This is a genomic window from Microbacterium sp. NPDC055521 (assembly GCF_053619695.1).
The window spans coordinates 12,714-36,924 of sequence record NZ_JBSHJX010000013.1; the positions used below are offsets into that span (position 1 = coordinate 12,714).

24 protein-coding genes are annotated in these 24,211 nt (G+C 70.1%); 17 read left to right on the forward strand and 7 right to left on the reverse strand.

From position 1 onward, the window contains the following. Window positions 1–4 precede the first annotated feature (4 nt). The 8 genes from ACWGSM_RS11900 (at window position 5) to ACWGSM_RS11935 (ending at window position 7,511) form a co-directional block, all read left to right on the forward strand. Complete coding sequence (locus ACWGSM_RS11900) at window positions 5–1,144, forward strand: ATP-NAD kinase family protein (protein ID WP_452323131.1); 1,140 nt, start codon at window positions 5–7, stop codon at window positions 1,142–1,144. A 40-nt stretch (window positions 1,145–1,184) separates the two neighbouring features. After that, window positions 1,185–1,943 carry an SDR family NAD(P)-dependent oxidoreductase gene (locus tag ACWGSM_RS11905; RefSeq protein ID WP_452323132.1) on the forward strand — a complete coding sequence of 253 codons (759 nt, stop codon included), beginning with the start codon at window positions 1,185–1,187 and terminating at the stop codon, window positions 1,941–1,943. Between the two features lie 120 nt (window positions 1,944–2,063). Then, entirely contained in the window at window positions 2,064–3,089 is a 1,026-nt protein-coding gene (locus ACWGSM_RS11910) for an iron-siderophore ABC transporter substrate-binding protein (RefSeq protein WP_452323133.1), read from the forward strand. A 30-nt stretch (window positions 3,090–3,119) separates the two neighbouring features. Continuing rightward, window positions 3,120–4,163: a FecCD family ABC transporter permease gene (locus ACWGSM_RS11915; RefSeq protein WP_452323134.1), complete on the forward strand. Its 1,044-nt coding sequence runs from the start codon at window positions 3,120–3,122 to the stop codon at window positions 4,161–4,163. Window positions 4,164–4,210: 47 nt separating this feature from the next. Continuing rightward, a complete protein-coding gene (locus ACWGSM_RS11920; RefSeq protein ID WP_452323196.1) occupies window positions 4,211–5,281 on the forward strand; it encodes a FecCD family ABC transporter permease in 1,071 nt (356 codons plus the stop codon). Then, window positions 5,278–6,078 carry an ABC transporter ATP-binding protein gene (locus tag ACWGSM_RS11925; RefSeq protein WP_452323135.1) on the forward strand — a complete coding sequence of 267 codons (801 nt, stop codon included), beginning with the start codon at window positions 5,278–5,280 and terminating at the stop codon, window positions 6,076–6,078. Before ACWGSM_RS11920 ends, ACWGSM_RS11925 begins: the two co-directional genes overlap by 4 nt. Then, window positions 6,068–7,021 (forward strand): siderophore-interacting protein, encoded by a 954-nt coding sequence (locus tag ACWGSM_RS11930; protein ID WP_452323136.1) that lies wholly within the window; start codon window positions 6,068–6,070, stop codon window positions 7,019–7,021. The genes ACWGSM_RS11925 and ACWGSM_RS11930 overlap by 11 nt, the downstream gene beginning before the upstream one ends. A gap of 58 nt (window positions 7,022–7,079) precedes the next feature. Next, window positions 7,080–7,511: a DUF1761 domain-containing protein gene (locus ACWGSM_RS11935; RefSeq protein ID WP_452323137.1), complete on the forward strand. Its 432-nt coding sequence runs from the start codon at window positions 7,080–7,082 to the stop codon at window positions 7,509–7,511. Window positions 7,512–7,537: 26 nt separating this feature from the next. On the opposite strand, the gene purQ is transcribed toward ACWGSM_RS11935, so the two are convergent. Beyond that, window positions 7,538–8,245, reverse strand: a complete 708-nt coding sequence (gene purQ / locus ACWGSM_RS11940) for a phosphoribosylformylglycinamidine synthase subunit PurQ (RefSeq protein WP_452323138.1) — start codon at window positions 8,243–8,245, stop codon at window positions 7,538–7,540. Next, window positions 8,242–8,490 (reverse strand): phosphoribosylformylglycinamidine synthase subunit PurS, encoded by a 249-nt coding sequence (gene purS, locus ACWGSM_RS11945; RefSeq protein ID WP_452323139.1) that lies wholly within the window; start codon window positions 8,488–8,490, stop codon window positions 8,242–8,244. The genes purQ and purS overlap by 4 nt, the downstream gene beginning before the upstream one ends. Before the next feature lie 131 nt (window positions 8,491–8,621). On the opposite strand from purS, the gene ACWGSM_RS11950 reads away from it, so the two are divergent. Both ACWGSM_RS11950 and ACWGSM_RS11955 read left to right on the forward strand, forming a co-directional pair. Continuing rightward, a complete protein-coding gene (locus ACWGSM_RS11950) occupies window positions 8,622–9,098 on the forward strand; it encodes a transporter substrate-binding domain-containing protein (protein WP_452323140.1) in 477 nt (158 codons plus the stop codon). Further along, on the forward strand, window positions 9,095–10,090 hold the full coding sequence (locus ACWGSM_RS11955) for a cation diffusion facilitator family transporter (RefSeq protein WP_452323141.1): 996 nt from the start codon (window positions 9,095–9,097) through the stop codon (window positions 10,088–10,090). The genes ACWGSM_RS11950 and ACWGSM_RS11955 overlap by 4 nt, the downstream gene beginning before the upstream one ends. Window positions 10,091–10,142: 52 nt before the next feature. Here the strand turns inward: ACWGSM_RS11955 and ACWGSM_RS11960 are convergent, their stop codons facing one another. Beyond that, window positions 10,143–10,661, reverse strand: coding sequence for an adenine phosphoribosyltransferase (locus tag ACWGSM_RS11960; protein WP_452323142.1), 519 nt, complete (start codon window positions 10,659–10,661; stop codon window positions 10,143–10,145). A 75-nt stretch (window positions 10,662–10,736) separates the two neighbouring features. Between ACWGSM_RS11960 and ACWGSM_RS11965 the strand changes: the two genes are divergently transcribed. Further along, on the forward strand, window positions 10,737–12,155 hold the full coding sequence (locus ACWGSM_RS11965; protein WP_452323143.1) for a GH1 family beta-glucosidase: 1,419 nt from the start codon (window positions 10,737–10,739) through the stop codon (window positions 12,153–12,155). A 39-nt stretch (window positions 12,156–12,194) separates the two neighbouring features. Next, on the forward strand, window positions 12,195–13,193 hold the full coding sequence (locus tag ACWGSM_RS11970) for a LacI family DNA-binding transcriptional regulator (RefSeq protein WP_452323144.1): 999 nt from the start codon (window positions 12,195–12,197) through the stop codon (window positions 13,191–13,193). 163 nt (window positions 13,194–13,356) lie between these two features. On the opposite strand, the gene ACWGSM_RS11975 is transcribed toward ACWGSM_RS11970, so the two are convergent. Both ACWGSM_RS11975 and ACWGSM_RS11980 read right to left on the reverse strand, forming a co-directional pair. Beyond that, entirely contained in the window at window positions 13,357–14,976 is a 1,620-nt protein-coding gene (locus ACWGSM_RS11975; protein ID WP_452323145.1) for a hypothetical protein, read from the reverse strand. Window positions 14,977–15,073: 97 nt separating this feature from the next. Then, the gene (locus ACWGSM_RS11980; protein ID WP_452323146.1) at window positions 15,074–15,712 is read right to left on the reverse strand and encodes a GntR family transcriptional regulator; all 639 of its coding nucleotides are present in this window, start codon (window positions 15,710–15,712) and stop codon (window positions 15,074–15,076) included. A 136-nt stretch (window positions 15,713–15,848) separates the two neighbouring features. Between ACWGSM_RS11980 and ACWGSM_RS11985 the strand changes: the two genes are divergently transcribed. The 5 genes from ACWGSM_RS11985 to ACWGSM_RS12005 are packed head-to-tail and all read left to right on the forward strand — an operon-like array spanning window position 15,849 to window position 22,110. Next, window positions 15,849–17,123, forward strand: a complete 1,275-nt coding sequence (locus ACWGSM_RS11985) for an NRAMP family divalent metal transporter (protein WP_452323197.1) — start codon at window positions 15,849–15,851, stop codon at window positions 17,121–17,123. A 41-nt stretch (window positions 17,124–17,164) separates the two neighbouring features. After that, the gene (locus tag ACWGSM_RS11990) at window positions 17,165–17,947 is read left to right on the forward strand and encodes a LamB/YcsF family protein (protein WP_452323147.1); all 783 of its coding nucleotides are present in this window, start codon (window positions 17,165–17,167) and stop codon (window positions 17,945–17,947) included. A 1-nt stretch (window position 17,948) separates the two neighbouring features. Then, the gene (locus ACWGSM_RS11995) at window positions 17,949–18,749 is read left to right on the forward strand and encodes a putative hydro-lyase (protein WP_452323148.1); all 801 of its coding nucleotides are present in this window, start codon (window positions 17,949–17,951) and stop codon (window positions 18,747–18,749) included. Further along, window positions 18,749–20,392, forward strand: coding sequence for a 5-oxoprolinase subunit B/C family protein (locus tag ACWGSM_RS12000; protein WP_452323149.1), 1,644 nt, complete (start codon window positions 18,749–18,751; stop codon window positions 20,390–20,392). Before ACWGSM_RS11995 ends, ACWGSM_RS12000 begins: the two co-directional genes overlap by 1 nt. Beyond that, window positions 20,389–22,110: an acetyl/propionyl/methylcrotonyl-CoA carboxylase subunit alpha gene (locus ACWGSM_RS12005; protein ID WP_452323150.1), complete on the forward strand. Its 1,722-nt coding sequence runs from the start codon at window positions 20,389–20,391 to the stop codon at window positions 22,108–22,110. The genes ACWGSM_RS12000 and ACWGSM_RS12005 overlap by 4 nt, the downstream gene beginning before the upstream one ends. Window positions 22,111–22,216: 106 nt before the next feature. Here the strand turns inward: ACWGSM_RS12005 and ACWGSM_RS12010 are convergent, their stop codons facing one another. Continuing rightward, window positions 22,217–22,684, reverse strand: a complete 468-nt coding sequence (locus ACWGSM_RS12010; RefSeq protein ID WP_452323151.1) for a CinA family protein — start codon at window positions 22,682–22,684, stop codon at window positions 22,217–22,219. A 181-nt stretch (window positions 22,685–22,865) separates the two neighbouring features. Further along, complete coding sequence (locus tag ACWGSM_RS12015; RefSeq protein WP_452323152.1) at window positions 22,866–24,194, reverse strand: uracil-xanthine permease family protein; 1,329 nt, start codon at window positions 24,192–24,194, stop codon at window positions 22,866–22,868. Between the last annotated feature and the right edge of the window lie 17 nt (window positions 24,195–24,211).

A 24,211-nucleotide genomic window follows, 5' to 3' on the forward strand; every position in this document is an offset into this window, starting at 1 on the left:
TCCCGTGATCGGACTGGTCGTCAACCCTGTCGCCGGAGTCGGCGGGCCCGCGGGCCTCGCCGGCTCCGACGGCGCGGAGGTGCAGCGCCTCGCGCTCGCGCGCGGCGCACACTCGCGCGCGCAGGAGCGGGCGACCGTCGCGCTCCGGGTGCTCGCCGCCCGGCATCCGGCTCTCGTCATCGCCACCGCCGCGGGGATGATGGGAGCGGATGCCGCGCGCGCCGCGGGCCTCGAGGCGTGGGTCGTGCGCGACCCGGCATTTGCCGTGCAGTCCACGACCACGGCATCCGACACCTCGGCCGCCGTCGCCGCGCTCGCCGAGGCCGGTGCGACGCTGATCCTCGTCGCCGGCGGCGACGGCACGCTTCGCGATGCCGCGGCGGGGCTGGCGGGTACGGCGCCGCAGCCTGCGGTCCTGGGCATCCCGTCGGGCGTGAAGATGTACTCCCCGGTTTTCGCGGTCAGCCCCCGGGCAGCGGGCTCGCTCGCGGCCGACTGGATCGATGGCGGCCTGCCCCTCACTGAGCGTGAGGTGCTCGACGTCGATGAGGCGGCGATGCGCCGCGCTCGCGTCGAGCCGCAGCTGTTCGGGATGCTCCGCGTGCCGTTCCGCGTCGGGCGCACCCAGGCGCGAAAGGCCGCGACACCGGCATCCGAATCCGACGCCGTCGCGGCCGCCGCACGCGGTGCGATCGCGCGGATGAGGCCGGGCGTGCGCTACCTGCTCGGCCCCGGCAGCACCACCGCCGAGATCGCCCGCCACCTTGGGGTCGATAAGTCGCCGCTGGGCGTCGACGTGATCCTCGATGGTCGGCAGCTGCTGTCGGCCGCGAGCGAGACCCAGCTGCTCGATCAGGTCGCCAGGGGGCCGGCGCAGGCCGTCGTCACGGTGATCGGCGGGCAGGGCTTCCTGCTCGGCCGTGGGAACCAGCAGCTCTCCGCGACGGTGATCAGCGCCCTCGGCGACGACCCGCTCATGGTCGTCGCCCCTGAGCAGAAGCTCATCGACCTGCGCGGCCGTCCGCTCATCGTCGAGACCGGCGATTCCCGCGTCGACGCGCGGCTGTCCGGCCACGTCCGCATCATCACGGGAGCCGTCACGACCAGCCTGTACCCTGTCGCGGCACCCGACCTCGTCCCCTGAACCGGTCGCCCAAGCGATCATCATCCCGAAAGGAACCCCCATGCGTCTCGAGAACAAGAAGGCCATCGTCACCGGCGGCGCCGGCGGCATCGGCCGCGCCACCTCGCTCGCCTTTGCCGCCGAGGGCGCCTCGGTCGCCGTCGTCGACCTGAACGCCGACGCCGCCGAGGCGGTGGCGGAGGAGATCCGCGCAGCCGGCGGGTCAGCAGTCGCGATCGCGGCCGATGTCTCGAGCGAAGACGACATCGTCCGTGTCGTCGAGACGGCGAACGAGTCGCTCGGCGGCATCGACGTCGTGTTCAACAACGCCGGCATCATCCGCCGCACCACAGCGGTCGAGACCACCGTCGAGGAGTGGGACCGCGTGTTCGGCGTGAACGTGCGCGCCATCTTCCTGATGTGCAAGCACGTCGTGCCGATCATGAAGGCGAACGGCGGGGGCTCGATCGTCAACACCGGCTCCGGTTGGGGGCTCAAGGGCGGCGGCCAGGCGATCTCGTACTGCGCGTCGAAGGGCGCGGTCGTGAACATGACCCGCGCGCTGGCGATCGACCACGGTCCCGACGGCATCCGGGTCAACTCGGTCAACCCGGGCGACGTCGACACCGGGATGCTGCGCGACGAGGCTCGTCAGCTGGGTCAGGACCAGATCGGATTCCTCGCCGAGGCGGCGGAGCGTCCGCTGAACCGGATGGGGCAGCCGCACGAGATCGCGGCGGCCGTGGTGTGGCTCGCCAGCGACGACGCGTCGTACGTCACCGGATCGGCACTGGTCGTCGACGGCGGCGGAATCGCGTGATCTGCTGATCACCCGCTGAGCGATTCCTCGGTTGGTAAGGCTCACCTAACCCGTGTTATGTTAGGCGAGCCTTACCGAACCGGTGCGACCCGCGCCGGCCACGAAACCGAAGGAACGCCAGTGCGATCTTCCCGCCTCCTCGCCATCGCCGCCGCCGCTGCCCTCGCCGTCGGTCTCGCCGGCTGCGCGTCCGCAGCCGATGACAGCACCGACTCGAACGCCTCCACCCGGTCGTCGGGCGAGTCGTTCCCCGTCACCATCGAGCACGCCTTCGGCGAGACCGTGATCGACGCCAGACCCGAGCGGGTCGCCACCGTCGCATGGGCGAACCACGAGGTCCCCCTGGCGCTCGGTATCGTCCCGGTAGGCATGAGCAAGGCCACCTGGGGAGACGACGACAACGACGGCATCCTGCCCTGGGTCGAGGAGAAGCTCGACGAGCTCGGTGGCGAGAAGCCCGTTCTGTTCGACGAGACCGACGGCATCGACTACGAGGCCGTCGCCGACACCGCCCCCGACGTGATCCTCGCCGCGTACTCCGGCCTCACGCAGGAGGAGTACGACACCCTGTCGAAGATCGCCCCCGTCGTCGCCTACCCCGACGTCGCGTGGGGCACCTCGGTGGAGGACATGATCGAGATGAACTCCGAGGCGCTCGGTCTCGAGAAGGAGGGCGAGGCCCTCATCGAGCAGCTCGAGGCCGACGCGGATGCTGCGCTCGCGCAGCATCCGGCGCTGAAGGACGCGAAGGCGCTGTTCGGATACTTCGACATGAGCGACCTGTCGAAGATCGGCTACTACACCGCCGCCGACACCCGCCCCGGCTACCTGCACGAGCTCGGCCTGCCGCTGCCGAAGATCGTCGAGGACAGCGCCGACAGCGACCAGTTCTACCTCGAGGTGTCCGCCGAGGAGGCGCAGAGGTTCGACGATGTCGACCTGTTCGTCACCTATGGCGACGACTCGACTGTGGCGACCCTGCAGGCCGACCCGCTGCTGTCGAAGATCCCCGCGATCGCCGAGGGCCGCATCGCGATCCTGCCCGATGCGACGCCGATCGCCGCATCCGCGAACCCGTCGCCGCTGTCGATCCCGTGGGGCCTGAACGACTACTTCGGCATCCTCGCCGCTCCGCTGGCCCAGTAAGACCCCGGCCGCTTCCGGAGACTCCCGCTCGTGACCTCCACCGCCGCAGCCGCACCGGCCGTCGCGCATCTGCGCCGGCCGGCGCTGGCGCGCACCGCGTGGCTGATGGCGGGTGTCGCGGCGCTGGTCGTGCTCAGCATCCCGTCCATCTCGTTCGGGGTGCGCACGGTGACGATCGACGACGTGCTGGCCGCGCTGGCGGGGCAGAACGAGACGATCGAGCAGGCCGCGATCATCAAGCGGATGCCGCGCACGGTGCTCGCCCTGCTCGTCGGCGCTGCGCTGGCGATGGCAGGAGCGGTCATGCAGGCAGTCACCCGCAATCCGATCGCCGAGCCGGGCATCCTCGGTGTCTCCAACGGCGCCTCGCTCGCCGTGGTCGTCGGCATCGCCTCGTTCGGCCTGAGCGACCCGTTCGGGCAGATGGCCTTCGCCATCTCGGGAGCAGCAGTGGCGGCGGTCTTCGTGTACGCGGTCGGCTCACTGGGCCGCGGCGGTGCCACTCCGCTCAAGCTCGCGCTCGCGGGTGCGGCCACATCGGCGGCCTTCGCCTCGCTGATCAGCGCCATCATGCTGCCGCGCGTCGACCTGCTGCAGACGTTCCAGTCGTGGCAGGTGGGCGGCGTCGGCGGTGCGGAGTGGCCGCGCCTCGCGGTCACCGCTCCCGTGCTCGCGCTCGGCGCCCTCGTCTGCCTGCTGTGCGCGCGGGGGATGAACTCCCTCGCGCTCGGCGACGACATGGCCAGGGGCCTGGGGGAGAACGTCGCCCGCACAAGGATGCTCGCAGCCCTCGGCGCCGTGATCCTCGCCGGCGCCGCCACCGCCATCGCCGGTCCGATCGGCTTCGTCGGGCTGATCGTGCCGCACGTGTGCCGGATGCTGATCGGCACCGATCACCGCTGGCTGCTGCCGTTCTCGGCGATGGTCGGAGCGGTGCTGCTGACGGCGAGCGACATCGTCGGCCGGGTGATCGCCCCGTCGGGCCAGGAGATCCAGGTCGGCATCATCACGGCGATCCTCGGGGCGCCCTTCTTCATCTGGATCGTGCGCAGGCAGAAGGTGCGTGAGCTGTGAGCACTCGCGAGCGCACGGCAGGCGCACACGCCCCGGACGAGACCCGCATCCCGACCGGGCACACGCTCGAGCGCCCGGCCGACACCGGCGCGCAGCGCGTCGTCGGCATCATCGCCGGCCGCCGCGCCCGCCACCGCCGCCACGCGGCCGCCACGATCACGCTGGGTGCGCTGGTGTGCCTGCTCTTCGCCGTCGCGCTCATGGTCGGCGACCGGTTCTACAGCCCCGAGCAGATCGTGCGGGTCATGCTGGGCGAGACGGTGCCCGGAGCCTCGTTCACCGTGGGTGAGCTGCGCCTGCCACGGGCCGTACTGGCGGTGCTCACCGGGCTCGGTTTCGGGATGGCCGGCGTGACGTTCCAGACCCTGCTGCGCAACCCGCTCGCCTCGCCCGACATCATCGGCATCTCGCACGGCGCCGGTGCCGCGGCGGTGGTCGGCATCATCGTGCTCTCGCTCGACGGGCCCGCCGTGTCGCTGCTCGCGCTGGGCGGCGCGATCGCCACGGCCGCGCTGATCTACGCCCTCTCGATCCGGGGCGGCTTCGCCGGTACCCGGCTGATCCTCATCGGCATCGGGGTCGCGGCGATGCTGCAGAGCGTGACCTCGTACCTGCTCTCGCGGGCGGCGAGCTGGGACATCCAGGCCGCGATGCAGTGGCTGAGCGGCAGCGTCAACAACGCCTCGTGGGAGCGCGTGCTTCCGATGGCCGTCGCGGCGGCGGTCGTGATGCCGCTGATGCTGTCGCAGGGGCGCGCGCTCGGGGCGATGCAGCTCGGCGACGACTCCGCCGCCGGCCTCGGCGTGCGGGTGAACGCGACGCGCATGCTGTTCATCCTCGGGGCGGTCGCTCTGCTCGCCTTCGCCACGGCCGCCGCCGGACCCATCGCCTTCGTGGCGTTCATGGCCGGCCCCATCGCCGCGCGCATCACCGGACCCGGAGCGAACCTGCTGCTGCCCAGCGCGCTCGTCGGCGCGACGCTCGTGCTCGGCAGCGACCTGCTCGCCCAGTTCGCCCTCGGCGCCCGCTATCCGGTCGGCGTCGTCACCGGGGTGCTCGGCGCCCCCTTCCTCATCTACCTGCTCATCCGCACCAACCGCTCGGGAGGCTCCCTGTGACCGCGGCGCACACTCTCGCGGCCGAGTCCGTCACGCTCGCGTACGGCGACCGCACGGTGATCGAAGGGCTCGATCTGACGATCGCGCCCGGCCGGATCACCTCGATCGTCGGGGCGAACGGATGCGGCAAATCCACGCTGCTTCGTGCGCTGGCGCGCCTGCTCACGCCGGCTGCGGGCCGGATCGTGCTCGACGGCGCCTCGGTGCACGCTCGCCCGTCCAAGGAAGTCGCGCGCGTTCTCGGGCTGCTGCCGCAGTCTCCCGTCGCGCCCGAGGGGATCGCGGTCGCCGATCTCGTGGGCCGGGGGCGGCACCCGCACCAGCGGATGCTCGCGCGCTGGAGCGCCAATGATTACGCCGTGGTGGCCGATGCGCTCCACGCCACCGGCATCAGCGATCTCGCCGATCGCAGCGTGGACGAGCTGTCGGGCGGTCAGCGCCAGCGGGTCTGGATCGCGATGGCGCTTGCGCAGCAGACCGACATCCTGCTGCTCGACGAGCCGACCACGTTCCTCGACGTCGCCCACCAGGTCGAGGTTCTCGATCTGCTCACCGACCTCAGCGTCTCACGCGGCACCACCATCGTGATGGTGCTGCACGACCTCAACCTCGCCGCCCGGTACAGCGACGAGCTGGTCGCCATGAAGGACGGCCGGGTGCGCGCGGTCGGGGCGCCCGGTGAGATCCTCACCGCCGAACTCGTTCACGAGGTCTTCGGCCTCGCCAACCAGATCACCGTCGACCCCGTCTCGGGCAAGCCGATGGTCACGCCCATCGGGAGGCATCATGTCCACTGACACCACGACGAAGACCCGGCCCACCTACCTGCTGGCGCTCGCCGAGGTGCGCGCGGTCGAGCGGGTCTCGCCGAACTTCGTGCGGATCACGTTCGGCGGTGACGAGCTCGACGAGCTCGGCACCCCCGGCGACACGTTCGATTCGCGCATCAAGATGATCTTCCCGCCCCGACCGGATGCCGTGCCGCCGATCGACCGCGACGGCGACGACTGGTGGGGATCGTACCTCGCCGTTCCCGAACACGAACGCGGCTCGATGCGCACCTACTCGGTGCGCGAGCTGACCGTGACGGATGCCGGCACCGAGATCGTCGTCGACTTCGTGCTGCACCTGCGACCGGGCCTCACCGGCCCGGCCTCCCGGTGGGCTGCAGGCGCACAGGTGGGGCAGCCGATGTTCATCGTCGGCCCGCGCCGCGGGGTCTCCGCACGCGAGCACGGCGGCGCGGAGTTCGCGCCCGGCGAGGCGCGCTCGGTGCTGCTCGCCGGCGATGAGACCGCGGCACCGGCGATCGCCCGCATCCTCGAAGACGCCCCTCGCGACCTGCGAGGCACCGCGTTCATCGAGGTGCCCGGGCCGGCCGACGCGCTCGAGATCTCCGCGCCCGCCGGTGTACAGGTGACCTGGCTGCCGCGCGTCGACGGCGACGCGCACGGGGCGTCTCTCATCCCGGCGGTGCTCGGTCATCTCGGCGACGCGCACACGCACGTCGACGTGCGCGACGTCGAGACCGAGGAGCTGCTCTGGGAGACCCCGGTGCACTCGAACCTGGGTGAGCGGATCGCCGCGGCGCACGCCCCCGCCGACCGGTACTTCTGGATCGCCGGCGAGAGCGGCGTGGTGACGACCCTGCGCCGTCACCTGGTCAAGGACCTCGGCGTCGACCGCGCGCAGGTCGCCTTCATGGGCTACTGGCGCCACGGCGTCGCCATGCGCGGCTGAACGACCTCGAAAGCCGCACCCCGGGAGTAGTGTGAGCGCATCCGGTGAAGGAGGCGTCATGACGGTTCCCGAGATCAACTACTGGGCTGTGCTGGTCGCAACCGCGGCGAGCATGGTGGTCGGCGCGGTGTGGTACGCCCGAGGTGTGATGGGTGAGCGATGGGCGCGCCTTGCGGGCGTCGACCTGGAGCGTCCGTCGCGCAGGCCGCTCTGGCCGATGATCACCACGGTGCTGATGAGCTTCATCACGGCATGGGTGCTCGCCGGCGCCGCGACGATCGCGTGGCACTTCTACGAGGGCTCCTACTTCTGGGCATCCGTCGTCACCGCCGTGACGCTGTGGGCCGGCTTCACCGCCGCCCGCTTCATCACGCACGACGCGTTCGAGGGCCGCTCGACACGGCTCACGACCCTCAACATCGGACATGAGCTGCTGACGGTGCTCGTGATGGCGCTGATCGTCGGCGTCTGGCCGCCCGCCGGACTCTGAGCCGGTCGCGACGGGCGGGGCGGATGCTACGCCGCGGCGCGCGCGACGGCGGCGATGGCGCTCTCGAAGAAGCCGAGCCCGTCGACGCCCGAGCGCATCGCGGCGCGGGTGTCGGGACCGAAGCCCGCCTCGGTGGCGTGCTCGGGGTGCGGCATGAGGCCGACCACGTTGCCGCGCTCGTTGGTGATGCCGGCGATGTCGCGCAGCGATCCGTTCGGGTTGACCCCGGCGTACCGGAAGGCGACGAGGCCCTCGCCCTCGAGGCGGTCGAGGGTGTCGTCGGCGGCGATGTAGCCGCCCTCGCCGTTCTTGAGCGGGATGACGATCTCCTGGCCCTTCGCGAACACGTTCGTCCAGGCGGTGTCGTTGTTCTCCACCGTCAGTCGCTGGTCGCGGCGCACGAAGTGCTGGTGGTCGTTGCGGATGAGGCCGCCGGGCAGCAGGTGCGCCTCGACGAGCATCTGGAAGCCGTTGCAGATGCCGAGGATCGGCATCCCGCTCGCGGCAGCGTCCCTGACCTCGGCCATGATCGGCGACAGGGCCGCGATCGCCCCCGAGCGCAGGTAGTCGCCGTAGCTGAATCCGCCGGGCAGCACCAGCGCGTCGACGCCCTCGAGGTCGTGCGAGCCGTGCCACAGGGCGACGGGCTCAGCGCCGGCGAGGCGCACCGCGCGCTGCGCGTCGCGATCGTCGAGCGAGCCGGGGAAGGTGATGACGCCGATGCGCACGCTCACTGCGCGACCTCGACTCCCACGACATCCTCGATGACGGAGTTCGACAGCACTTCCTCGGCGAGACGGCGCGCCTCGGCCAGCACCTCGTCGGTGACCTCGCCGTCCACGGTGAGCTCGAAGCGCTTCCCGATGCGGACCTGGCTGAAGTTCTCGACGCCCAGGCGGGCGAAGGCACCGGAGACGGCCTTCCCCTGCGGGTCGAGCAGTTCGGCCTTGGGCATGACGTCGACGACGATGGTGGGCATACCCCTGATTCTAGGCGATCCGGTCGGCTCTCATGCCGCGTGCGTCGAGGCGGCGGCGCGCGGATGCCGGGATTGTCAAGGGGTGCGCAAGAGGGTGGTCGCCGTTCAGGCGCCTCGCTAAAGTCGGCGCCATGAGAAGACGTCGGATGATGGGCGCAGGCGGGCTCGCGGTGGTGCTCGCGCTGACCGGCTGCGGTCTGCGTATTCCTGCCGATCCACATGGCAGTCTCGACCGGATCGAGGGCGGCACACTGCGCGCGGGAGCGACCGAGCAGCCGCCATGGGTCGACGTGCACGACGCCGGGGAGCCGACCGGCTCGGAGCCGGAGCTGGTGCAGGAGTTCGCCGAGCAGCTGGACGCTCGGGTGGAGTGGACCACCGGCAGCGAGGCCGACCTGCTCACGGCCCTCGAGCGCGGCGAGCTCGATCTGGTCGTCGGTGGATTCCTCGACGACACGCCCTGGACGGATCGCGGCGCGGTGACTCGGCCGTACACCGAGCGAAGCACGAAGCACGGCACGCAGAAGCACGTCATGATCGTGCGGATGGGCGAGAACGGCCTGCTCACCGAGCTCGAGACGTTCCTGCACGAGGAGGTGGGATCATGACCACGCGATTCGGGCGCACCGAGCTGCCCGAGCAGCAGGAGAACGCGCTGCGCAAGGCGATCCGCTTCGAGTGGTACACCCTGGTCTTCCTCACCGTGGCCATCACGATGGTCTACCTGGTGATGGGCAACTCCCAGGCGATGAAGGCCGCCTGGATAGAGGACCTGCTCTCGCTCGCCCCGCCGATCGCCTTCCTCGTCGCCGTGCGCATCGTGAACAGGACCCCGAACTCCCGCTACCCCTACGGGTACCACCGCGCTGTGGGTGTCGCGCACCTCGTCGCGGGTGTCGCACTGTTCGCGATGGGTGCCTTCCTGATCGTCGACTCGGCGACGGGGCTGATCGGCGGCGAGCATCCGCCCATCGGCACCGTCGTCCTGTTCGGCCATCCGATCTGGCTCGGCTGGCTGATGATCGGTGTGCTGGCGCTCACGATCCCGCTGCCGGTCTATTTCGGTCGAGTGAAGATGCGCCTCGCCAAGCAGCTGCATGACAAGGTGCTCTACGCCGACGCCGACATGAACAAGGCCGACTGGATGACCGCGGTCGGCTCGATCGTCGGCGTGCTGGGCATCGGGATCGGATGGTGGTGGGCGGATGCCGCCGCCGCGATCTTCATCGCAGGAAGCATCCTCTGGGACGGAGTGAAGAACATGCGCGCCGCCATCACCGACCTCATGGACACTGCGGCGACCACGTTCGACGACGGCAAGGTGCATCCGCTCACCGGCGAGATCGACGAGCTGCTCCGCGAACTCGACTGGGTCGAACGTGCCGGGTCGCGCGTGCGCGATCAGGGTCATGTGCTGCACGTGGAGTCGTTCGTGGTACCTCGCGACGGGCGCATGCCCGCTCTCGAGCAGCTCACCGCCGCGCGCGACGCGTGCATCGACCTCGACTGGAAGGTGCAGGACATCGTGATCGTGCCGATCGATCAGCTGCCGGAAGAGGTCGGCGGGCACCGGGAACACCAGTCCGAGCGCAACAGGTGAGAGGGGCGCGCCGGAGAACCCCCGAGCGCAGCACCTCTGAGGGGCGAACCTCTCAGGCCGAGCGGAAGACGGTGTGCAGGTCGCCGATGACGTCGCGACCGCCGAGACCGTCGATCTCGAACAGCACGCTGATGCCCGCGACGGTGTAGCCGAGGCTCTGCACGATCTCGCGTCCGGCGGCGAGGGTGCCGCCCGTGGCGAGCACATCATCGATGAGCAGGATGCGCGTGCCGGCCGGCAGGTCGTCGTGCATCTCGACCGTGGCGGTGCCGTACTCGAGGGCGTAGTCGACGGCTGCCGCGGGGCGCGGCAGCTTGCCCGCCTTGCGGATCGGGGCGAACCCCACCCCGGCGGCGATCGCGGCGGCTCCGGCGAGGATGAATCCGCGGGCCTCGATGCCCGCGACGACGTCGAACGAGCCGGCGAAGGGCTCGATCAGCGCCTCGGACGTGGCGCGCAGCGCCCGGGCATCCGCCAGCAGAGGCATGATGTCGCGGAACAGGATGCCCTGTTGCGGGTAGTCGGGGATCGAAGCGATCAGGGACTCGGCGCGCGCCAGTTCGGGACTCACCTGCCAAGGGTACCCAAACGAGCCCGATGGCGACGTCGTGGGAGCGCTCCCAGCAAGTCGTGGCATCATGAGTGCATGACGCGAACCTTTCCCGACGGCTTCCTCTTCGGCGCGGCCACCGCGGCCTACCAGATCGAAGGAGCGGCCTTCGAAGACGGACGCACAGCATCGATCTGGGATGCCTTCGCGCGCGTGCCCGGCGCCGTCGTCGGCGCGGAGAACGGCGACGTCGCCTGCGATCACTATCACCGCTATGCCGACGACGTCGCGCTGATGAGAAGGCTCGGCCTGCAGACCTACCGGTTCTCGACCTCGTGGTCGCGCGTGCGTCCGGACGGCGGGCCGGTCAACCCCGCGGGCCTGGACTTCTACAGCCGTCTGGTCGACGAGCTGCTCGGGGCCGACATCGTCCCGTGGCTCACGCTGCACCACTGGGACATGCCGCAGGCACTCGAAGAGCACGGCGGCTGGACGAGCCGCGACATCGTCGAGCGGTTCACCGACTACGCGGTCAGCGTGCACGACGCGCTCGGCGACCGTGTGCAGCACTGGACCACCATGAACGAGCCGTGGTGCTCGTCGTTCCTCTCGTACACCGCAGGCGTGCACGCGCCGGGGCGCACGAGCATCCGCGACGGGCTTCTCGCCTCGCACCACCTGCTGCTCTCGCACGGCAGCGCCGTGCAGGCGCTGCGCGAGCGCGACTCCTCGCTCGACCTCGGCATCACGCTCAACCTCACCGTCGCCGACCCCGCCGACCCCCACGACCCGGTCGACGTCGACGCCGCGCGCCGCATCGACGGGCAGTTCAACGGCTGGTTCCTCGGCCCGATCTTCCACGGCGAGTACCCGGCCGACATCGTCCGCGACATCCGCGAGGTCGACCCCGCCGCGGTCGCGGAGTGGCAGGCCGCCGTGCAGCCGGGCGACCTCGAGATCATCTCCACGCCGATCGATGCGCTCGGCGTCAACTACTACCACGGTGAGCTGCTGTCGGGGCATCCGCAGCCCGGCGGAGGCGACCCGCACCAGACCGAGGGGCAGCAGCGCGAGACGCGCTCGCCGTTCCCCTCGAAGGAGGGCATCCACTGGGTCGAGCGCGGGCTGCCCCGCACCGGGATGGGCTGGGAGGTGCAGCCCGAGGGCCTCACCCGCCTGCTCGCGCACGTCGCGCGCGACTACGCGGTCGATGTGCCGTTGTACGTGACCGAGAACGGCGCCGCGTACGACGACGTGGTCGGTGTCGACGGCGAGGTGGACGACGTCGAGCGCACCGAGTTCCTGCGCGCTCACGTCGCCGCCACGCTCGACGCCGTCGAACAGGGCGTCGACGTGCGCGGGTACTTCTACTGGTCGCTGATGGACAACTACGAGTGGGCCTGGGGGTACGCCAAGCGGTTCGGGATCGTGCGCGTCGACTACGAGACGCAGCAGCGCACGATCAAGCAGAGCGGCGCGGAGTACGCTCGGATCATCGCCGCCCGAGCCGTCTGACTCCGGGCCGGCGCGCACACCGCCCGAGGGAGGACAGCCATGCCCCGAGCCACGATCGAAGAGGTCGCCGCACTCGCCGGTGTATCCCGCTCGACGGTGTCGCGCGTGGTCAACGGCTCGACCTCGGTCAGCGCTGAGGCGCTCGCCGCCGTACAGGACGCCATCGCCCAGCTCGGCTACGCCCCGAATCGCGCGGCCCGCTCGCTTGCCAGCCGGCAGACCCATGCGATTGGACTCGTCGTCCCCGAGGACACCACCCGGTTCTTCGGCGACCCGTTCCTGGCATCCGTCGTCGCGGGGATCAGCTCGCGCCTGGCCGAGTCGGAGTACATCCTCAACCTGCTCATCGCGAGCGACGACCCCGACGGCAAGATGACGCGCTTCGTGCGCAACGGCGGGGTGGACGCCGCGATCATCGTGTCGCACCACGCCAGCGACTCGTTCATCGAGCGCATCGCGGAGGCCGTGCCGGTCGTCTTCGGCGGTCGGCCGGCAGTGACGCGCGAGAGCGACATCATCGTCGACGTCGACAACGCGGCCGCGGCGCGCGCCGCGACCGAGCACCTCATCGCGCTCGGGCGCCGGCGGATCGCGACCATCACGGGCACGATGACGATGGCGGTGAGCGCAGATCGCCGCGACGGGTTCCTCGCGGCGCTGGCGGATGCCGGCCTGCAGCCGGCCGGCGAGATCGACGGCGACTTCAGCGAGCACGGCGGCGCCGAGGCGGCACGCCTGCTGCTGCAGCGCGACGAGCGCCCGGACGCCATCTTCGTGGCGAGCGATCTGATGGCCCGCGGCGCGATCGGCGTGCTGCGCTCCGCCGGCCTGGACGTGCCCGACGACGTCGCGATCATCGGCTTCGACGACTCGAGGGTCGCCGAGTCGTCGGATCTGACCAGCGTGCGGCAGCCGATGTTCGCGCAGGGGGAGATGCTCGCCGGCATGGTGATCGACCTGCTTGCGGGCAGGCGGCCCGAATCGCTGACCCTCCTGCCGACCGAGCTGGTCGTGCGCGCGTCGGCACCGGCCGTCTGAGGGCGGACACGGGGCATCCGGGCGTCAACCCGGAGATCTCGAGCCACGGGCATCCGGTCCGGAATGTCCGACGCAGCCGCCCGACCGAGCGCGCAGAAGCGCCGGAGCGATCGGGTGTCCCGATGCGCTCCGGCGCTTCACGCCGTTCGCGAGCGATCTTGTGTCAGCTGCTCTCGCCGACGACGTGGATCAGTTCACGGGTCTGACCGGCGATCGCGTTGCGCCAGGCGTCGAACGTCGCGTCGCTGACGGCGAAGTCCGACTCGAAGTGCTGCATGCCGGGCGTGTGGATGTGACCAGCCGGGATCGACAGTCCCATCCGGTCGCGCAACAGGGTGTTGCGATAGGCCGATTCGTTCGACAGGTACGAACCGCCCGCTCCGCTGCGCGCACACGAGTCGGCGGGCGGAGGCGTCGGCGCGGCCGACGGCGGATACGACATCTCCCGCTGGTCGACGTTCGTCACCTGGGGCGAGGAGCAGTCGGCGAAGTAGGAGTAGTTCGTGTTCCACACGGTACCGAAGGCGACGGACTCATCGGGCCAGGTGTCGCCAGGAGGGCGCGGGATGTTCGAACCCGTGCGAGCGGCGATCATCTGCTCGATCGGCAGCGTCGCGGAGGTCCACTGCGGCGGGTCCGTGAGCGTGTCTCCACCGCCCCATCGATCGACCACCTGAGTGTTGCAGCCGATGTTGTCCACCGCCAGTTCGGGCACCCCGCCGACCGTCTTGCACGGGGTGAAGCGATCGTTGCCGAGAGACGGACCGTGATAGCGCCCGTTCCACTGCTCGAGGTTGAACTGCGACCCGCCGGCCTGACTGACCGTGATCGATGCATCGAGCTGCCGCTTGCCAGGGCGCATGAACGGGCCGACGGTGTCTTCGAGGTAACCTCGCTCGAACTCGGGGTAGCTCACGGGAAGCATGTAGGCCTGGTAGAAGATGACGGATCCGTCGGGATCCTTCGTCTTCGTGCCGTCGATGGACAGCGCTGCCGCCCCGGACGGGTTGCCGTGGCGGATGTTGTTGCCGACCGTTCCCGCCGCCGGCCCCGTCTTGCCGCCGTCGAGCGTGAACGGGTCGAAGCCGCTCACCAGCACGCGCTTGACGTTGCCGGCGGGGAACGAGATGTCGTCCATGCCGCGCGCCGCTCGGTCGAACGCGTCGGCCAGGTCGGCGCGCTGCTCGGTCGTCATGCGGAAGCTCGACTTCCACTGGTGCAGCACGCCCATCGCCTCGACGCGGGTCCAGTACAGTGGCCGGTCGTCACTGGCCGGAAGCACGCCCTCGACCGGACCAGTCGACTGTGCCCGCGCGACCGCGTCACGCCACAGCTGCGTCCCGAGTCGCTGCACCGTCCGAGTCGCCTTGGCTAGCGTCTTCTGACCGCACAGACTGCGCGCGAAAGACTTCGTCCAGTCTCCGAAGCCCGCACCCTCGACCATCGTGCGGGCGAAGGTGCGGTCAGCCGGCCGGGTCGGATCCTGAGCATCCGGCAGCACGGCTGTCAACCGCGACTCCTCCACGGTGATCGGCAGGGAGGCATCCGTGCAGCCGGGAGGGGCGAAGGCCGCGATGGTCGCGCTGACCTCGGGAGACGCCGGTCCGAGAGCGGTGACCGAGCGAGGTCCGGCGGTGTCGGCAGGGGATGCCGTCGCCGCCGATGTGCCCGCGAGAGCGAGCGTCGAGCCGACCGCGAGTGCCACCAGGGCGACTTCGGTCGAGCGTCGCCTGAACTTCCATGTCGCCGAACTGCGCGTGATGCGAGCTGGGGAGAGGCGCATGATCATCCTTCCGCGTTGAAGAAACGTTGTTCTTCGACACGGTAGGGATTGTTGAACAAGAAAGCAATGATTGTTCAGCGGAGACCGATGGCCGCTGTCACCGCCTCCCCATCCGGGTGAAGGCGCCGAGCACCGTGCGCTCGGAGGCGAGCAGGTAGCGCTCGAGTTCGTCGGCCGCCGGGGCGGAACCCTGGTCGAGCAGGGTGTTCAGTACCGCCCGATTTCTGCGCACGAAAGGCTCGTGCAATGCACGCGGGTCGTCGATCTCGAGGAAGACGAGACGCAGCTCGGCGGCGACATCGCGGTAGGTGCGCGCGAGCCGCGGGCTGTCGGCGAGCGCGACGATCGCGTCGTGGAAGGCCATGTTCGCGCTGCCCACCCGCAGCCAGTCCTCGTCGGGGAGGTGTCTCTCGGCATCGTCGAGCGAATCCCTCATCAGCTGCACCGCAGGGTGCTCGGGCTCGGCGTTGCGCAGCGCCGTGCACTCGATGACGCGCCGGGCGCGGTAGATGTCGATGACATCGGCGATGCCGGGCGACGCCACCGAGACGCCGCGATGCGGCACATGCTCGATCAGGCCCTGCTCTGCGAGCACGCGGAACGCCTCGCGGAGCGTGTTGCGCGACACGTCCATCTGCTCGGCCAGTCCCGACTCCGACAGGCGCGACCCCGGGGCGAAGTCGCCCTCGATGATGCGCTCTCGCAGCAGGTCGGCGAGCGGAGTGTGGGATGACATGGATCCAGGGTAGGGCTGCCGTCGACGTCATCGGGCCTTCGAGACTCTGCCGCCGAAGATTGTTGAACAATCGTGCTGGAAATGTTCTACACTCGATGTCACTCCCCACCCACCAACGATGATGGGACGTCCCCTCTTGTCCGAGCAGACACCGGCCCTCTCCGACCAGGACGAAGCGCGCCTGGCAGCCACGAAGAAGCGCGTGGGCCGCAGCGCCGTCATCGGCGCCATCTTCCTCATGGCGACCTCCGCCATCGGTCCCGGCTTCATCACGCAGACGGCGACCTTCACCCAGACGATGGGCGCCTCGTTCGCGTTCGCGATCCTCCTCTCGGTGCTCATCGACATCGCTGTGCAGCTGAACATCTGGCGCATGATCACCTCATCGGGCAAGCGCGCCGGAGAGCTCGCGAACAGCGCGATCCCGTTCTCGGGCCACGTCATCGCCGTGCTCGTGATCATCGGCGGCCTGGCCTTCAACATCGGCAACATCGCCGGTGGCGGACTCGGCCTGAACGCGCTGTTCGGCATCGACCCGAAGCTCGGCGGCTTGATCACCGCAGCGCTCGCCATCATCATCTTCCTGGTCAAGAAGGCCGGTCCGGTGATGGACGTGGTGCTCGTGATCCTCGGCCTCGGCATGATCGTGATGACCGTGATCGTGGCCGTCGTGGCGCAGCCCCCGGTCGGCGACGCCCTGCGGCAGACATTCGTCCCCGATTCGATCAACTTCGCGACCATCACGACGATCGTCGGCGGCACGGTCGGCGGATACATCACGTACTCGGGCGCACACCGCTACCTCGACTCGGGCCAGGTCGGACCCGAGCATGCGAGCCCCGTCATGCGCGCGGCCGCCAACGGCATCCTCGTCACCGGCATCATGCGGTACGTGCTCTTCCTCGCGATCCTGGGTGTCGTGGCATCCGGCGTCACCCTCGACCTGACCACGACCGCGGCCAACCCCGCCGGCCAGGCGTTCGGGGCAGTGCTCGGCACCGCAGGGATCCGGATCTTCGGCGCGATCTTCTGGGCGGCCGCGATCAGCTCGGTGATCGGCGCCGCGTACACCTCGGCATCGTTCCTGTCGTCGTTCCACAAGCGCTTCCTCGGCGGCTGGTCGCTGCAGTGGGCGACCGTGATCTTCATCGTCGTCTCGCTGATCGTGTACCTGAGCATCGGCACCGCACCGGCCGCGATCCTCGTGTTCGTCGGCGGGTTCAACGGACTGATCCTGCCGATCGGCCTGACCGTGTTCATGTACATCGGCTGGTTCCGCCGCGACCTGCTCGGCACCAGGAAGTATCCGATCGTGCTGCTCATCGCGGGCACCCTGGTGACCGCCCTGACCTGGTACATGGGCGTCGTCTCGGTCGGCCCGATCTTCGCCTTCCTCGGCATCGGAGCCTGAGCACGGCATCCTGATGGCGTACACGTGGAACGGAGAATGACATGGCATCCATCGACCTGAACTCTGACCTCGGCGAGAACACCCCCGATCGCATCGTCGGCGACGACGCGGCGATGCTCGAGATCGTCACCAGTGCGAACGTGGCGTGCGGGTTCCACGCGGGCAGCCCGGAGGGCATCCGCTCGACGCTGGATGCTGCCGTGCGCAACGGCGTGGCGATCGGCGCCCATCCCGGCTACCGCGACTACGAGAATTTCGGCCGCACGAACGTCGAGATCGACTCGAAGACCCTTCAGGCGCACGTCGAGTACCAGCTGGGGGCGCTCGAGGGGCTGGCGCGAGCGGCTGGAGGAGCTGTCGCGTATGTCAAGCCGCACGGCGCGCTCTACAACACCATCGCCCGCGACGAGCGGCAGGCCGCCGTCGTCGTCGCCGCGATCCGGGCGATCGATCCGAGTCTGGTGCTGCTGGGGCTGGCCGGCGGAGTCGTGCTCGAGGTCGCGTCCCGTGCCGGACTTCAGGTCGCCGCCGAGGCCTTCGCCGATCGCGCCTACCTGCCCGACGGACAGCTCGTCTCGCGAACCCAGGAGGGCGCGGTGCTGCACGACGCGGCAGCCGTCGCGGAGCGCATGGTGCGATTCGCCGAGACTGGAGTGATCCGCGCGATCGACGACACCGATGTGCGCGTCGACGCGCAGTCGATCTGCGTGCACGGCGACAGCGCCGGCGCCATCGCGATGGCGACGGAGACGAAGCGGATGCTGCAGCAGGCCGGCGTCACGATCGTCCCCTTCACCGCACGCGGTGCCGGCGGGGGAGCCTGAGATGAGCGTCGTCGCCACCCCGCAGCAGCTCGAGGCGTCGCGCGCCGCTCGGCGGGCGTATCGCGCCGGTCACGCCCAGCCCACCAGCGGCGTGGCGCCCGGCCTCACGCAGGCCAACCTCATCGCGGTGCCGGCGGATTGGGCGTTCGAGACGCTGCTCTACGCGCAGCGCAACCCGAAGCCGTGTCCGGTGCTCGAGGTGATTGAGCAGGGGCAAGTCGAGTCGATGCTCGCGCCCGGCAGCGACATCCGTCGCGACATCGGCCGGTACCGCATCTGGCGTGATGGCGAGCTGACCGAAGAGGTGGCGGATGCCACGGATGCCTGGTCAGAGCATCCCGACCTCGTCGCATTCCTGATCGGCTGCAGCTTCACCTTCGAGACGGGTCTGGCGGAGGCCGGCATCCCGATCCGTCACCAGGAGCTGGGCCGAAACGTGCCGATGTACCGCACGAGCATCGACTGCACCCCGGCCGGAAGGCTGCGGGGCGAGATGGTGGTCTCGATGCGGCCGATCCCCGCGTCCCGCGTGGCGGACGCCGTGCAGATCTCCGGCCGCACTCCGGCCGTGCACGGGGCACCGGTGCACATCGGCGATCCGCAATCCCTCGGCATCACCGACCTGAGTCGACCCGACTTCGGAGACGCCCCTGAGGTGCGCGATGGCGAGATCCCGGTCTTCTGGGCCTGCGGGGTGACTCCGCAGGCGGCGATCATGGAATCCAGACCGCCGTTCGCAGTGACGCACGCCCCGGGCTACATGTTCATCACCGACGTGCCCGACGCAGAATACCTGGTCTGATGCGCATCCTCACCGCTTCCGATCGGGCTCTGCTCGTCGAGGCCGCCGACCTCGACGAGGCCATGCGGCTGAATCTCGCCTGGGACGGAGTGCCCGGTGTCGTCGAGCGCGTGCCCGGCGCGCGCACGGTGCTCGTGCGATTCGACCCGGTGCGGGTCTCGGCCGCCGAGCTGTCGGCAGCGCTCGAGTCGACCCGCGTCGACGCGGAGCACGTGCCGCACACCCGCGAGGTGACGATTCCGGTGCGCTATGACGGCGAGGATCTGGACGAGGTCGCGAGCCTGCTCGGCGTCTCTGCCGAGGAAGTCGTGAACCGGCACCTGGCGGCGCAATGGCAGGTCGCGTTCTCGGGTTTCGCGCCCGGCTTCGGATACACCGTCGGCAGCGACCCGCTGTTCGACGTGCCGCGCCGCTCGTCGCCGCGCACCCGCGTGCCGGCCGGCTCGGTCGCGCTCGCCGGGCAGTTCACGGGGGTGTACCCGCGCGAGAGCCCGGGCGGCTGGCAGCTGATCGGGCGCACGGACGCCGTGATGTGGGACATCGACCGTGACCCGCCGGCGCTGCTGTCGCCGGGAACGCTGGTGAGGTTCGAGAGCGTTCGCGCTGCTGCATCGGCGGCGGGCGGCTCCGCGATGGAGCCCACCGGTCGAGGCATGCCCACACGCTCCTCCGCCGCGCTCCTGCCAGACCCGGTGTCAGCTCGCCCGGGGGAATCCGTCGCTGCGCCTGGCGGGGCGGATTCCAGCGCGAAGGGAAGGAGCATCGAGGTCATCCGTCCTGCCCTGCAGCTTCTGGTGCAGGACCTCGGCCGGTTCGGGCACGCGGCGCTCGGCGTCTCGGCGTCCGGAATCGCCGACCGCACCGCGATGCGCGACGCCAATCGCGCCGTCGGTAATGAGCCCGACGCCGGCGTTCTCGAGAGCGTCGGCGGGTGCGTGCTGCGCTTCCGCGGCAACGGCGTCGCGGCGGTCGCGGGGGCGATCGGCGAGCTGATGCTGACGGATGCCGAGGGCGTGGCGCGCAGGGTCGAGCACAGCGCCCCTTTCGCGACGGTCGACGGCGACGAGCTCGCCCTCGGGCACCCGACCCACGGTCTCCGCTACGTCGTGGCGGTGCGGGGCGGGATCATCGCCCCCGAGGCGCTCGGCAGCGTGGCATCCGACACTCTCGCCGGCCTCGGTCCGGCGCCGCTTGCCGCCGGCGACGTGCTCGGCATCGGCAGCGCTGAACAGTGGGCCGTCGACCCTGTGCCGCTCCCGCGCGAGCTGCCTGCATCCGGCGACCTCGTCACCCTCGACATCACCCTGGGCCCGCGCGACGACTGGTTCACGGCCGCAGCCGTGGAGACCCTCACCGCGCAGGAGTGGACGGTCACTCCTCGTTCAGATCGTGTCGGCATCCGGCTGCTCGGGGAGACACCGCTCGAGCGCGCGATCCCGGGTGAGCTGCCCAGCGAAGGCGCGGTCAACGGCGCGATCCAGGTGCCGCCTGACGGCCAGCCCGTGCTGTTCCTGCCCGATCATCCGCTGACCGGCGGCTACCCGATCATCGGTGCACTCTCCGATCACAGCCTCGACCTCGCCGGGCAGCTGCCGCCCGACGTGCGCATCCGCTTCCACGTCCTCGAAGAGAGCCCGTCATGACCAGGATCCTGATCGCCAACCGCGGCGAGATCGCCGTGCGCGTGGTGCGCGCGTGCGCCGAAGCCGGCTACGAGTCGATCGCGGTGTACGCCGATCAGGACGTCGATGCGCTGCACGTCCGTATGGCCGACGAGGCGGTGGGCCTCGGCGGCACGACCGCGACCGACACCTACCTCTCGATCGATGCGCTGCTCGACGCCGCTCGTCGCAGTGAAGCGGATGCCGTGCATCCTGGCTACGGGTTTCTCTCCGAGAGCGCGGCCTTCGCGCGCGCCGTCGACGACGCCGGCTTGATCTGGATCGGGCCGACGCCCGAGAGCATCGAAGTGCTCGGTGACAAGATGACCGCTCGTCGCATCGCGCAGCGGGTCGGCGCACCGCTGGCCGCGGGCACCGACCAGCCGTTGTCGGGACCGGCCGACGCGGTCGCATTCGCCGACGAGCACGGCGTGCCCATCGCGATCAAGGCCGCGTTCGGCGGTGGCGGCCGCGGGATCAAGGTCGTGCGGGAGCTGTCGGAGGTGGCCGAGGCGTTCGACGCGGCGACCCGCGAGGCGATCGTCGCGTTCGGCCGCGGCGAGTGCTTCGTCGAGCGGTTCCTCGAGAGCCCGCGCCACATCGAGGTGCAGGTGCTCGGCGACGGCCGCGGCGGCGTCGTCGTCGTCGGAGACCGCGACTGCTCGATGCAGCGCCGAAATCAGAAACTCATCGAAGAGGCCCCGGCGCCCGGTCTGGCCGACGAACAGCGCGAGCGCATTCACGAGGCCGCTCGTGGCATCTGCGCCGAGGTCGACTACCGAAGCGCCGGCACGGTCGAGTTCCTGCTCGCCGCCGACGGCACCCTGTCGTTCCTCGAGGTGAACACACGCCTTCAGGTCGAGCATCCGGTCACCGAAGAGGTCACCGGCGTCGACCTGGTGCGAGAGCAGTTCAACATCGCGTTCGGCGAGGGGCCCTCGATCACCGCCACCCCCGAACCGCGCGGTCACGCGTTCGAGTTCCGCATCAACGCCGAAGACCCGGGGCGCGGGTTCCTGCCCAGCCCCGCCGTCGTCACCGGCCTGCGGGTGTCCGGTGGCCCGGGCGTGAGGTGGGATAGCGGTATCGAAGCCGGAGACGCCGTGCAACCGGCGTTCGACTCGATGATCGCCAAGCTCATCGTGCACGCGGATTCGCGTGACGCCGCACTGGTGCGGGCTCGCCGTGCGCTGCGCGAGCTCGAGATCGACGGACCCGCGACCGTGATCGGCTTCGATCGCCTGGCCGTCGAGCAGCCGGAGTTCACCACCGAGGGGTTCGCCGTGCACACGCAGTGGATCGAGAGCGCCCTGCTGCCGCGTCTCGATCCGCAGCTGCGCCCCGAGCCGTTCGCGCAGGCGGAGCTCGCCCGCTTCCCCGTCGAGATCGACGGTCGGCGCGTGATGCTGGGTCTGCCCACCGCGCTGCTGGCCGGATTCGCCGGCGCGACGCCGGGGCCCTCGGCCTCGGCGGATGGTGCTTCCGCAGATCCTGCGGACGTGAGCGCACCGGTGCCCGGTACCCTCGTGCGATGGCTCGTCGATGACGGTTCGACTGTCGCCGAGGGCGACGTCATCGCCGTGCTCGACGCGATGAAGATGGAGACTCAGGTGCGCGCGCACCGCGCCGGCCCCCTCGCGCAGTCGGCATCGGTGGGGGACTCGGTCGCGGTGGATGCGGTGATCGGCCGCATCGGCTGATCGGGCGAGTCGGCTCGCTCTGGTCGCCCGCTGTACCGGAAGTCTCAGGCCGTTCGACAAGCGCGGGGCGTGTCAGCGTCTGACACGCCGCGCTGCAGCAGTTCGGTCAGAGTTTCCCGACGTCGGCGGCGTGGAATGTGAGCAGCTGCACCGCCGCGTCGACGGTCGAGGAGAGCACGTCCTCGGGCGCGCCGTCGAGCGCCAGCTGTCGATGCCCGGCCCCGTCGCGCGTCGCCCATCCGAGGAACACGGTTCCCGCGGGATGTCCGTCTTCGGCATCCGGACCCCCGACGCCCGTCGTCGATACGCACAGATCCGCGTCGAAGAGCTCGCGAGCCCCGCGCGCGAGCTGCTCGGCGCATTCCGCCGACGTCGGGTCGCGATCGGCCGGAAAACCGAGCACCCGCTCCTTCACCTCGGGCAGATAGGCGACCACGCCGCCGCCGAACCAGGTGCTCGCACCCTCGCCGGCGCCGATGGCGCTGGCGAGAGCCCCCGAGGTCAGTGATTCGGCGACCGCGACGCGCAGCTCGCGGTCTCGGGCGAGGTCGGCGAGAGGTGTGACGTCGGGCATGCGCCGACGGTACCGCCAGACCGGATGCCGAGCGGGGGGCTTGACAGACCCGGATGAGAAAGCGATCAGTTGCCGTGACGGATGCCCCAGAACAGGAGAACACGTGGGAACAGGATGGATTGCGGTGAGATCCACCTGTGCTCGCGTGTTCTCCTGCGCTGGATGAGGGCCGATGCCTGCGTCAGGCCGGGTCGCCTCCGGGAGCACCCACCCCGGTGAGCGGCTTCGGGTCGTCGGCACCCGAACCGCGTAGCCGCGCGATGAGGTTGCCGAGGTGGTAGATGAGGATCGCACCGACCGTCGCGAGCACGATGCCGCCGAGCTCGAAGCCCGACTCCGGGTCCTTGATCATGAAGCCGCCGACCGCGACGATCAGGCCGACAGCGGCGGTGTACTGGTTGACCGGGCGCGAGAAGTCGACGCGGTTGTCGACCCAGATCTTGATGCCGATGACGCCGATCAGGCCGTACAGGGCGGTGGTGATGCCGCCGAGCACGCCCGCGGGCACCGAGTTGATGACCGCGCCGAACTTGGGCGACATGCTGAGCAGGATGGCGGTGATGCCGGCGACCCAGTAGGCGGCGGTCGAGTAGACGCGGGTGGATGCCATGACGCCGATGTTCTCGCCGTAGGTCGTCGTTCCCGAGCCGCCGAAGAAGCCGGCGAGCGAGGTCGAGATGCCGTCGGCGATGAGCGCCTTGCCGGTCTGCTTGTTGATCGCGGGGTCCTCGACCATGGTCGCCACTCCCCGCACGTGCCCGACGTTCTCGGCGATGAGTACGAGCACCACCGGAAGGAACATCGCCATGGCCGACCAGGTTCCTGCGTCTGCGAAATCGGGCGCGTGGAAGGTGGGGAAGCCGATCCAGTCGGCCGCCTCGACCTTGCTGAAGTCGAGCTCGCCTCTGATGCCCGCGAAGACGTATCCCGCGATCACGCCGAGGAAGATCGAGATGCGGCCCAGGAACCCGCGGAACACGACCGCGAACAGGATCGTGATCGCGAGGGTGAAGGTCGCTGTGATCGGCGCCTGCTCGTAGTTGCCGCGCGCAGCGCCCGCGAGATTGAACCCGATCAGCGCGACGATCGTGCCGGCGAGCACGGGCGGCAGGAACCGGTCGACCCAGTGCACGCCCACCGTGTGCACGACCACGCCGATGATCGCGAGCAGCACGCCGACCGCGACGATGCCGGCCAGCGCCGAGCCCATTCCCGCCGACGCCGTCGCGGCGGTGACCGGCGCGATGAACGCGAAGGACGACCCGAGGTAGCTGGGCAGCTTGTTGCGTGTGACCAGCAGGAACAGGATCGTCCCGATACCGCTGAACAGCAGCGTCGTCGGCACGGGGAAGCCCGTGAGGATCGGCACGAGGAACGTCGCACCGAACATCGCGACGACGTGCTGCACGCCGATCGCGATCGTCGCCGGCCAGTTCAGGCGCTCTTCGGGGCGAACAACGGCGCCGGGCGCGACAGTGCGACCGTTGCCGTGGATGGTCCACAGCGGCATGGGGGCTCCTCGGGGAG

Excerpts from the sequence above, each read along its gene's own strand:
- ACWGSM_RS11905 (WP_452323132.1), top strand. The coding sequence starts at position 1,185 with ATGCGTCTCGAGAACAAGAAGGCCATCGTCACCGGCGGCGCCGGCGGC.
- ACWGSM_RS11930 (WP_452323136.1), top strand. The coding sequence starts at position 6,068 with ATGTCCACTGACACCACGACGAAGACCCGGCCCACCTACCTGCTGGCG.
- ACWGSM_RS11935 (WP_452323137.1), top strand. The coding sequence starts at position 7,080 with ATGACGGTTCCCGAGATCAACTACTGGGCTGTGCTGGTCGCAACCGCG.
- purS (WP_452323139.1), bottom strand. The coding sequence starts at position 8,490 with ATGCCCACCATCGTCGTCGACGTCATGCCCAAGGCCGAACTGCTCGAC.
- ACWGSM_RS11950 (WP_452323140.1), top strand. The coding sequence starts at position 8,622 with ATGAGAAGACGTCGGATGATGGGCGCAGGCGGGCTCGCGGTGGTGCTC.
- ACWGSM_RS11955 (WP_452323141.1), top strand. The coding sequence starts at position 9,095 with ATGACCACGCGATTCGGGCGCACCGAGCTGCCCGAGCAGCAGGAGAAC.
- ACWGSM_RS11965 (WP_452323143.1), top strand. The coding sequence starts at position 10,737 with ATGACGCGAACCTTTCCCGACGGCTTCCTCTTCGGCGCGGCCACCGCG.
- ACWGSM_RS11970 (WP_452323144.1), top strand. The coding sequence starts at position 12,195 with ATGCCCCGAGCCACGATCGAAGAGGTCGCCGCACTCGCCGGTGTATCC.
- ACWGSM_RS11975 (WP_452323145.1), bottom strand. The coding sequence starts at position 14,976 with ATGCGCCTCTCCCCAGCTCGCATCACGCGCAGTTCGGCGACATGGAAG.
- ACWGSM_RS11980 (WP_452323146.1), bottom strand. The coding sequence starts at position 15,712 with ATGTCATCCCACACTCCGCTCGCCGACCTGCTGCGAGAGCGCATCATC.
- ACWGSM_RS11990 (WP_452323147.1), top strand. The coding sequence starts at position 17,165 with ATGGCATCCATCGACCTGAACTCTGACCTCGGCGAGAACACCCCCGAT.
- ACWGSM_RS11995 (WP_452323148.1), top strand. The coding sequence starts at position 17,949 with ATGAGCGTCGTCGCCACCCCGCAGCAGCTCGAGGCGTCGCGCGCCGCT.
- ACWGSM_RS12000 (WP_452323149.1), top strand. The coding sequence starts at position 18,749 with ATGCGCATCCTCACCGCTTCCGATCGGGCTCTGCTCGTCGAGGCCGCC.
- ACWGSM_RS12005 (WP_452323150.1), top strand. The coding sequence starts at position 20,389 with ATGACCAGGATCCTGATCGCCAACCGCGGCGAGATCGCCGTGCGCGTG.
- ACWGSM_RS12010 (WP_452323151.1), bottom strand. The coding sequence starts at position 22,684 with ATGCCCGACGTCACACCTCTCGCCGACCTCGCCCGAGACCGCGAGCTG.
- ACWGSM_RS12015 (WP_452323152.1), bottom strand. The coding sequence starts at position 24,194 with ATGCCGCTGTGGACCATCCACGGCAACGGTCGCACTGTCGCGCCCGGC.